Origin of the sequence: Cronbergia sp. UHCC 0137 (assembly GCF_034932285.1) — a bacterium.
Lineage (GTDB): Bacteria > Cyanobacteriota > Cyanobacteriia > Cyanobacteriales > Nostocaceae > Cronbergia.
The window spans coordinates 27823-36737 of sequence record NZ_JAYGHC010000012.1; the positions used below are offsets into that span (position 1 = coordinate 27823).

An 8915-nucleotide genomic window follows, 5' to 3' on the forward strand; every position below is an offset into this window, starting at 1 on the left:
CACCATCCATATTATCTACCTAGCCTTAATCTGCGAATATTATTAAAATGTCACAGAACTCCCTACCACCAGAATGGCTTGAACTGCTTGTTGACCCTTATGCTGTGCTGGGAATTTCGCTGAATTCCGAAGAAGGGCAGATTTTAAAACGTTATTATACCCTAGCCAAACAGCTACATCCTGATAACCATAACCGGACTCAAGCTAAAGAATTAGCCGAGTCCATACTTTGTCATTTAGTTAACCCTGCTTACGAACAGGTTAAATACATGACCAAACGGCTATACACATTAGAAATGCTGCGGTTAAAAACAAACTCGTTGAAAAAAGAGGACTTTTATAGCGATGACAATCCCCTATTGGAACAAATGGAAACCATGTCTGCACAAGAAGGCAAGTTATTTTATGAAGAAGCGATCGCTTCCTATGCAGATGCCCAATACAAATCACTTGAGCAATCATATCACGTTACTCGACAAATTAGAAACCTGAATGTAGTTTATCAATTATTCATTAAAGCTCAACGGCAATCACAAAAAGAGTCATCAGGGACTGTTTTGCAAGTTTCAGCCGTAAGAGCAGGTGAAACCGCCAATTTTCAGCAATCTACGGAAACAACCTATGCCCAACGTCACTACGAACGAGCGGTCCAGTACGCAAACCAATCACAATGGGCGCTCGCAGTACAAGAACTGCGTGAAGCTATTAAACTAGACCCAAGTAAAAGCGACTATTATGCTCTATTAGGTGTAGTACATTGTCAACAAAAGTTAATAGGCATGGCAAAAGTTTATATTCGACAAGCCCTAAAGCTGAACCCCAAACAGCCCGTAGCGTTAAGATATGCTGCTAGACTAAACATGAACCCAACCGAAAACGCCAATCCCCCTTCGGTAGGCAAGGCAATGAGCATAGCAGCTTTATTAAACAAATTTTTATCTAGACCACTCTTTTAAATCAAGTGGTGAAATCTCGGTCAAAAACCGTACCTGAACCGAAATATATTCCCTAGATTCTTAGTCTAAGCTAAAATATAACTAAAAGCAAAACTTTCAGCACCTGAGTAATACCACTCAGTTGAATACAAGAAAAATGGGATTCTTCGACTCTGAGATAGTTCAGCACGAAGCCAAACAGCTATTTGAAGATTATCAATCGCTGATTAACCTTGGCAATAACTACGGCAAATTTGACCTTGAGGGCAAAAAGCTGTTTATTGAGCAAATGGAAACCATGATGGATAGATATCGCGTCTTTATGAAGCGATTTGAGCTTTCAGAAGACTTCATGGCTCAAATGACCATACAACAGCTAAAAACCCAGTTAGGTCAATTTGGCATTACACCTCAACAAATGTTTGAGCAAATGCACGTCACCCTGGAAAGGATGAAAGCTGAATTAGAAAAACAAGTGTGACTGGGAAGAGGCAGGAGGCGGGGGGCAGGGGCTGACAGGTGTAGGTTTTTAATATTATCTGTGAAGGCAGGACTTGGAAGACAAGGAGGTATTGTAGACAAGGAAGATTTTATACAAGAAATGGTCTGTTGAGCTTCAGTTTTTGTGACCAATCGTACATTCTTTGTACAGTTTTCCTCCCTTGTCGCCTTGTCTACCTTGTCCCCCAAGTCTTGCCCTTACGACAATGTAAAATACCTACCCTTGTGAGGGGGCAGGAGGCAGGAGGCAGGAGGCAGGGGGCAGGGGGAATTAGAATTAATCTAAATAATTCTTAAATTAATCCTGTTCATTCTTTATACCCAACACGGCTTAATTGTTTGATTCTCCGGGTAGGGTTTTAAGCCCTGGCGACTAGAAGTCACGGCTACACAAACAAAGTCCGCCTGCGCGGACTAACGAAAAATCAAGGATTGGAAACCCACGTAGGTGGCCTTCCCTACGGGAAGCCGCTACGCGCCATGCCTGTGTAGATGCGGTTTCTAACCGCCCGTTTAATTATAAATCTAGGGTTTTCGTGATTATACAAAAGTCCATGTCTCAACCGTTGTGAGTATAATCCTGCAAATCCTGATCGATTTTAATTGGCCTTGGGACGGGGGAACTGGGAAGGAGACTTAAATTTTTCCACTGGTACATCCTTCAAAGCCTGAACCATAAAATCACGCCAGATAGGGGCAACCATACCGCCACCAGTCGCACCACTGGATAATTGTCGGTTATCGTCTCTACCCACCCATACAGCAGTCGTTAGCTGTGGGACTGTCCCAACGAACCAAATATCCTTTTCTGAAGAAGTTGTTCCTGTCTTCCCGGCAACAGGACGGTCTAAAGCAGCACCTTTACCAGTACCGCTATCAACCGCTGATTGCATTACATTAATAATTGCCGCCGAAGCCCAAGGATCTAAGGCTAACTGGGGTTTTGGAGTATTATCTATCAAGACATTGCCACTACTATCTGTAATTCTCAAAATTACTGTAGGGGGTGACTGCCAACCATAATTAGCAAAGGTAGCATAGGCACTAGCCATTTCTAATGGGGTAACACCGATCGCTCCCAAAGGCAAAGAAGTCACAGGTTCCATCGGACTCATAATCCCCAAAGTCCGGCAAATCTCAATAACTTTATTCATCCCGACGGCTTTCCCCAGCTTGATTACGGGAATATTACGAGATTGAGCTAAAGCAGTGCGAATTGACATTGCGCCGCTAAAACCGCCATCATAGTTACGGGGAAAGTACCAACCGTTGCCATCTCGATAACTAACTGGGGCATCTATAACTGTTGAATCTGGTCCGTATTTACCAGTAGCAAAGGCAGCATAATAAACAAATGGTTTAAAAGCCGAACCGGGTTGACGCTGGGCTTGGGTGGCGCGGTTAAATTCACTGGATTTAGCATCTACTCCACCAACCAGGGCTTTAACAAAATGTGTACGGGGATCGATGGCGACTAAAGCAATTTGATTTCTCGATAATCCTTGACCTGATAGATTTTTGTGCCATTTCTTCACAGTATCTTCTGCCATAATTTGGAATTTGGCATCTACTGTGGTTTGTACCCGCATTCCGCCTTTGAGCAATGCTTCTCGGCCAAACTTTTTCCTCAACTCCTGGGCTACGGTATTGGTGATATAAGGGAGGGCGCTACCTTGAAATGACCTAATTCTCCCCAGTTTGATTTCTTGCTTGAGGGCGTTGTCATATTCTTTTTGGGTAATCCAACCTAATTCCCGCATTCGTCCCAGCACTTCTTTTTGTTTATGTTTGGCTAATTTCATGCTGGCGAAGGGGCTAAATTCTTCTGGGGCTTGAATTAAACCCGCCATCATCGCTGATTCGGCCAAATTTAAAGATTCTGCTGATTTATTAAAGTAACTACGGGCTGCGGTTTGTACGCCATAGTTGTTATGACCCCAATATACTTGATTGAGGTACATTTCTAAAATTTCGTTTTTCTCTAGAATTTGTTCTAACCGAATTGCTAGAACGGCTTCTGCTAATTTTCGGGTAAAGGCGCGTCTCTGGGACAAAAACAGATTTTTCACCAATTGCATGGTGATGGTAGAACCACCTTCTTTGACTCCACCTGCCATCGTATTGACGACTATAGCCCGCCCCACGCCTGTGGGGTTGATGCCGTGGTGATCGTAGAAATGACCATCTTCGCTGGCTAATACTGCCCGTTTTAGATGGGGTGAGATTCTATCTAGGGGTATAACTTCCCGGTTAGCTTCCCCGTGGACACTGGTTAGTAGTTTGCCCTTAATGTCATAGATGTAAGTAGTTTCAGAGGGAAAAAAGTTTTTTAATTGTCTTACGTCTGGCAAGTTGCGGAAACTAATGGCTAGACCAACTAACCCTCCGGCGACAATGGAACTTGTCAGCATTGTGATAGATAGCAGAGTACCGCCAGTTACCTGACCGACTCCTTTAAAAAACTCAAAACCAGATGAAACTTGATTTTGTCGTTGTTTGTCTTCAAAAGTCCTGGATGACACGGCGATCTCACTTCCTCACTTGTAAATATAAATCTAATTCATCGTAATTCATCTAAAATCTCCAGAAGGCTCACTTTCAATCAATTTAATTAATTGTGAGATAAATGGAGGATAAATTGTAAAATCTCTGGCAGTTGGTTGAGTACCTGAATTGAAACGGCTAATTTTTTTGTAATTATAGTAGTTTGGCAGCGCAAAGAACGGATAAGTTGCCAGTGAATACGATCAATTTCACGTCCTAAGTTCAAAATAATCTAGTTAATAGTGAATCTCCTAGTATGACGCAAATTTTTGATTGGCTGCATCGTGGTGTGGCAGAAATTTTCCCTCAACCGCAGGATGCTGATAGTGTAACGGAAAGTTTAGAAAAGCGTTTGGTGAATGCTAACCGTCCTTTAAGAGTTAAGTTGGGGATTGATCCTACTGGTGCGGATATTCATCTTGGTCATAGCATACCTGTGAGGAAACTGCGAGCTTTTCAAGATGCTGGTCATACGGCTGTGTTGATTATCGGTGATTTTACGGCTCGGATTGGTGATCCAACTGGTAAGTCTGAGGTGCGTCGTCAACTAACGGAGGTTGAGGTGGCACAAAATGCCCAAACTTATCTTCAGCAGGTGCGCCCTATTTTAGATTTTGACACACCAGGACGGTTGGAGGTGCGATATAACTCTGAATGGCTTTCCCGGTTGGATTTGGGGAAAACTTTGGAGTTGCTTGCGACGATGACGGTGGGGCAGATGTTGGCTAAGGAGGGTTTTGCGGAACGCTATAAGAAGGAGAGTCCGATTTTCCTCCATGAGTTCCTTTATCCGTTGATGCAGGGTTATGATTCGGTGGCTGTGGAGGCTGATGTGGAGTTGGGAGGGACTGACCAAAAGTTTAATATTGCTGTGGGGCGAGATTTGCAACGTCATTTTGGGCAAAATCCTCAGTTTGGGTTGTTGCTGCCAATTTTGATTGGCACGGACGGGGTGCAAAAGATGTCTAAGTCTTTAAATAATTACGTGGGTTTGTCGGAACATCCGGGACAAAAGTATCAGAAGTTGCAAGGTGTGCCGGATAATTTACTGGCACAGTATTTTGAGTTGTTGACGGATTTGCCTTTGGATAGTTTGCCAGAAAATCCGCGCGATCGCCAACAATATTTAGCATGGGAGGTGGTTAAACAATATCACGGTACAGAAGCGGCTAATGAGGCAAAGGAGGCGGCTAAAAGCGGTGGTAAGGAGGGGGCTGTTCCTGAGTTCTCTTTGGCTGCTGTGAGTCAGTTTCCAGTGAAGTTGGCTTTTATTCTTGGTGCTACTGGTTTGTGTAAAAGCACTAGCGAAGGTAAACGGAAAATTCAGGAGGGTGGGGTGCGTTTAGATGGTACTAAAATTAGTGATGCTGAAACCTTTTATGAAAAATCTAGCGATTTATACGGTAAGGTTTTACAAGTTGGTAAAAATAAGTTTGTTAAACTTGTGGAGTAATTAAAACTTTTGGTAGGAAAGGGTGGGGAAATCCCGCCCCTAGAGTTACCCATTCCCTGTTTTTGAAGTAATGACTAATACTGAAAAAATTATTGTTTCTTTGGATGTTCCAGTTTTGGAGAAGATGGGTAAATTTATTCCCTGGCTGATTTTGTCGTCCGTCATTTTTCAGTCCCCTGGATTGGCTAAAACCGTCACTCCTAAACCCATCAATCCAGAGATAAGTAATTCCTGTTCTGGGCAAAGTCTAGAAATATTGACTACTCAGTTAATGTTAGATTTACCTGGCTATGCTAATAGAGTTACCCAGCGATCGCGCCGTCGGAGTAGAAGTGTAGATATATACTCTTATATGTTGGCCGCAGGTAAACCTGAATTTAAACCTTTAGCTTTAAACACTGGCATTGATAGCGCCACCAAGTATGAATCAGAGGGAGTAGAACAAGTATTTTTTACTACCTTAGAACGGCAATATTTAAACCAGAAAGCCGTAGAATTACAACAATTCCACTGGCTATTATTAACGAAAACGGATATTGGTTGGCGTGTGGTAATGATGTTTACCCAAACTGGTGGTAATTCACCAAAAATACCTGTGTCGCCACCGAGAGAAAGTAGTGATAGCGCGATCGCTCAAGGTGTTAAACTCTGGTTACGAGATTGTGAAGCAGAGGGCAGAAGGCAGGAGGCAGGAGGCAGGAGGCAGAACTAAAAAATCTGCCCTAATCGCTGAAAATCGCTCTGGATTTCATCTAATAGAGTTTTATTGTAGGGGTCAGTTTTTAGAGCTTTTTTGAGATAAATTCTGGCTTTTGGCAATTGATTTTCGCTAATTAGCGTCCGTCCCCAAATTTGATAGACAATTGCTTGCCATTGACGTACCTCCTTATCTGCTGGCAACCGTGCAGCTAAAGCCTCCACGAGAGCGATCGCTTGGGGAAATCGTTTAGATTGTAAAAAACGCTGCAATTGATCATAGGTCTTCCACTTTAACTGCTGTTCTATATCCTCTAGTTTCGGTGGATGGGGTGTCACCGTTCTTTTAAATGGCGATTTGGGAGGTTTAACTTCCGTGTTAACACCCCCAGCAGTTGAGGAATAACTTGATTTTGGGCTTGATTTTGGGGCTGTTTCTTCCAGTGGTACTACCATCTGTAGAAATTTATAAGCATCAGTTAAGGCAATAAATTTGTCTTTAGCTTTAGTATCATCTGGGTTAATATCGGGATGATATTGCTGTACCAATCGCCTGTAAGAGGCTTTAATATCAGCAAAAGAAGCTCCCGACCTTAAACCTAATAAACGGTAGCAATCTCCAAGATCCATCTTCAGCTATTAGTGGCATGGGACATAGGGCAGAGGATGTGAGGGGCTTTTTACCCTCTAAAATAGACATCGACCTTAAATATACGCTTTCTAAAACCCATGTAGAGACGTTCCATGGAACGTCTCTACTATTATGTCTAATTTCTAAGGGCGTTCTTCAATCACACGATCAATTAAACCGTATTCTTTAGACTCTTGAGCAGACATAAAAAAGTCACGATCCATGTCTTTTTCAATTTTAGCTAAAGTTTGCCCGGTGTTATTGACATAAATTTCATTGAGTTGGTGACGAATCCGCAGAATCTCTCTAGCCTCAATTTCGATATCAGATGCTTGGCCACGAGTCCCCCCGGATGGTTGGTGAATCATAATTCGGGAGTGGGGTAGCGCCATGCGTTTACCTTTAGTACCAGCAGCCAACAAGAAAGATCCCATAGAAGCAGCCAAACCGACACAAATTGTCACCACATCAGATTTGATGTGTTGCATGGTGTCATAAATTGCCAAACCAGATGTAACCATGCCACCTGGGGAGTTGATATATAAATAAATATCCTTACCTGGATCATCAGAATCCAGATACAGCATCACAGCGATAATTTGGTTGGCAATTTCATCATCAATATCTCGTCCCAGGAAAATAATTCGTTCCCGGTAAAGACGATCATAAATGCTAATCCAATCTGTGTATTGTCCTCCGGGCATCCGGTAAGGAACTTTAGGAACGCCTATAGGCATTTTTATTACTCCGTTTGGTAATTAATTGAGAGGACTGAAAATGAAGTTAGAGGACACTAGCAGGGAGTGGAGGATTAGCGAGTTCTTCTTTTTCAAAAACTCGGTCAATCAAACCGTAATCCCTAGCTTGATAGGGAGTCATGTAGAACAGACGATCCATATCTTTGATAATTCTTTCTGATGGCTGTTGGGTGGTGAAAGATAGAATATCCACCATTGACGCTTTGTTTACCAAAACTTCCCTAGCGCGAATTTGAATATCCGTTGCTTGTCCTTGGGCGTAGCTTTTGGGCTGGTGCAGGATAATAGAGGCGTTGGGTAAACTAGCTCGGCAGCCTTTAGTTCCGGCACTGAGAAGCATAGCTGCCATACCCATAGCTGAACCGATACAAATGGTGTGGATGGGAGGCTTGATATATTTCATTGTGTCATAAATAGCGAAGGCTTCGGTTTCAAAACCGACGGGTTCGCCACTATAACCAGAAGTGCCTGTGGAGTTGACGTAGATTTTAATTGGTTTTTCGGGATCATCGGACTGCAAATACAGTAATTGGGCGATAATCAATTCTGTGACAGCAGGCACCAGTGGCATTCCCAGATAGACAATTCGTTCCTTCAAAAGTAGAGAAGGTAAGTCTGGCGGGGGTGTGCGGTAAAAATTATCGCCGTAATAGGGGGATTGAACAGCCTTGATGGGGGAAATGTCCATAGCAACTGATGGCCTGAAAGTATGCCGTTAACTGTAATACATCCTAGCGCGTTGATAGCTAGATTTAAGGTGTGGATTTCTCGCTAAGGGGAAAAAAGGGCAAGAGGCAGGAGGCAGGAGGCAGGAGGTAGGAGGTAGGCTGACAGGTGTAGGTTTTTAATTTAGGTGTGAGTTGACACTCTCAAACACAATTTTAAACTGTGTGAAAACACCAAATTTCGTTCTTGAGTGAGAACCCAGAGGGGAAAGAGGAGTTTTCAATCAACAAAAAACACCATTTCAGATGCTTTCGTAAAAAACCTACACCCGTCAGCGTATGACCAGTAATATAGATATCGTCGGTATTAGATAAACGACAGCTATGAACCCTATTTTGCAACAAATTCAACACCATGCCGCCGCTTTGCCGATATCATCGCAAGCGGAGTTACTGAATTATGCTGTTTATTTAGAACAAAAAGCACGAAAAAAAACGCTGAACACTTCAAACCAAGCAAGGCGCGAAGGTTTGGCGCAAGCATTGGCGCAGGCGGTGGCATTAAATCCTTTTGCCGAAATTGCTGATCCAGTTGTTTGGCAGCGTGAACAACGCCAAGATCGCAATTTGTTCGGGAGAAACGATTTGGATTTAGGGAGTTAGCATTTTATGGGTGATTTGATGGCGCAGGGGAGGCAGGGGGCAGGGGGCAGGGGGCAGGGGGCAGAAATT

At 43.2% G+C, this 8915-nt stretch carries 9 protein-coding genes; 5 read left to right on the forward strand and 4 right to left on the reverse strand.

What is annotated here, in order from left to right:
- Positions 1-47: 47 nt before the first annotated feature.
- Together VB711_RS07795 and VB711_RS07800 are read left to right on the forward strand one after the other, a co-directional pair.
- Complete coding sequence (locus VB711_RS07795; protein ID WP_323285277.1) at positions 48-956, forward strand: DnaJ domain-containing protein; 909 nt, start codon at positions 48-50, stop codon at positions 954-956.
- Positions 957-1092: 136 nt separating this feature from the next.
- Complete coding sequence (locus tag VB711_RS07800; RefSeq protein ID WP_323285384.1) at positions 1093-1416, forward strand: DUF1825 family protein; 324 nt, start codon at positions 1093-1095, stop codon at positions 1414-1416.
- A 619-nt stretch (positions 1417-2035) separates the two neighbouring features.
- On the opposite strand, the gene VB711_RS07805 is transcribed toward VB711_RS07800, so the two are convergent.
- Positions 2036-3958, reverse strand: coding sequence for a transglycosylase domain-containing protein (locus VB711_RS07805; RefSeq protein ID WP_323285278.1), 1923 nt, complete (start codon positions 3956-3958; stop codon positions 2036-2038).
- A 278-nt stretch (positions 3959-4236) separates the two neighbouring features.
- On the opposite strand from VB711_RS07805, the gene tyrS reads away from it, so the two are divergent.
- Together tyrS and VB711_RS07815 are read left to right on the forward strand one after the other, a co-directional pair.
- Positions 4237-5433, forward strand: a complete 1197-nt coding sequence (gene tyrS, locus VB711_RS07810) for a tyrosine--tRNA ligase (protein WP_323285279.1) — start codon at positions 4237-4239, stop codon at positions 5431-5433.
- 124 nt (positions 5434-5557) lie between these two features.
- Positions 5558-6145, forward strand: coding sequence for a hypothetical protein (locus VB711_RS07815; RefSeq protein WP_416233570.1), 588 nt, complete (start codon positions 5558-5560; stop codon positions 6143-6145).
- On the opposite strand, the gene VB711_RS07820 is transcribed toward VB711_RS07815, so the two are convergent.
- The 3 genes from VB711_RS07820 to VB711_RS07830 all read right to left on the reverse strand — a co-directional run bounded on the left by VB711_RS07820 (position 6142) and on the right by VB711_RS07830 (position 8206).
- Positions 6142-6759: a J domain-containing protein gene (locus VB711_RS07820; protein WP_323285281.1), complete on the reverse strand. Its 618-nt coding sequence runs from the start codon at positions 6757-6759 to the stop codon at positions 6142-6144. The genes VB711_RS07815 and VB711_RS07820 overlap by 4 nt on opposite strands.
- 144 nt (positions 6760-6903) lie before the next feature.
- Entirely contained in the window at positions 6904-7497 is a 594-nt protein-coding gene (locus VB711_RS07825) for an ATP-dependent Clp protease proteolytic subunit (RefSeq protein ID WP_323285282.1), read from the reverse strand.
- 46 nt (positions 7498-7543) lie between these two features.
- The gene (locus tag VB711_RS07830) at positions 7544-8206 is read right to left on the reverse strand and encodes an ATP-dependent Clp protease proteolytic subunit (RefSeq protein ID WP_323285283.1); all 663 of its coding nucleotides are present in this window, start codon (positions 8204-8206) and stop codon (positions 7544-7546) included.
- A 361-nt stretch (positions 8207-8567) separates the two neighbouring features.
- On the opposite strand from VB711_RS07830, the gene VB711_RS07835 reads away from it, so the two are divergent.
- Positions 8568-8846, forward strand: coding sequence for a hypothetical protein (locus VB711_RS07835; RefSeq protein WP_323285284.1), 279 nt, complete (start codon positions 8568-8570; stop codon positions 8844-8846).
- Positions 8847-8915: the final 69 nt, after the last annotated feature.

Bases quoted from the DNA above. Each gene is read 5' to 3' on its own strand.
- VB711_RS07795 (WP_323285277.1), top strand. From the start codon at position 48: ATGTCACAGAACTCCCTACCACCAGAATGGCTTGAACTGCTTGTTGAC.
- VB711_RS07800 (WP_323285384.1), top strand. From the start codon at position 1,093: ATGGGATTCTTCGACTCTGAGATAGTTCAGCACGAAGCCAAACAGCTA.
- tyrS (WP_323285279.1), top strand. From the start codon at position 4,237: ATGACGCAAATTTTTGATTGGCTGCATCGTGGTGTGGCAGAAATTTTC.
- VB711_RS07815 (WP_416233570.1), top strand. From the start codon at position 5,558: ATGGGTAAATTTATTCCCTGGCTGATTTTGTCGTCCGTCATTTTTCAG.
- VB711_RS07820 (WP_323285281.1), bottom strand. From the start codon at position 6,759: ATGGATCTTGGAGATTGCTACCGTTTATTAGGTTTAAGGTCGGGAGCT.
- VB711_RS07825 (WP_323285282.1), bottom strand. From the start codon at position 7,497: ATGCCTATAGGCGTTCCTAAAGTTCCTTACCGGATGCCCGGAGGACAA.
- VB711_RS07830 (WP_323285283.1), bottom strand. From the start codon at position 8,206: ATGGACATTTCCCCCATCAAGGCTGTTCAATCCCCCTATTACGGCGAT.
- VB711_RS07835 (WP_323285284.1), top strand. From the start codon at position 8,568: ATGAACCCTATTTTGCAACAAATTCAACACCATGCCGCCGCTTTGCCG.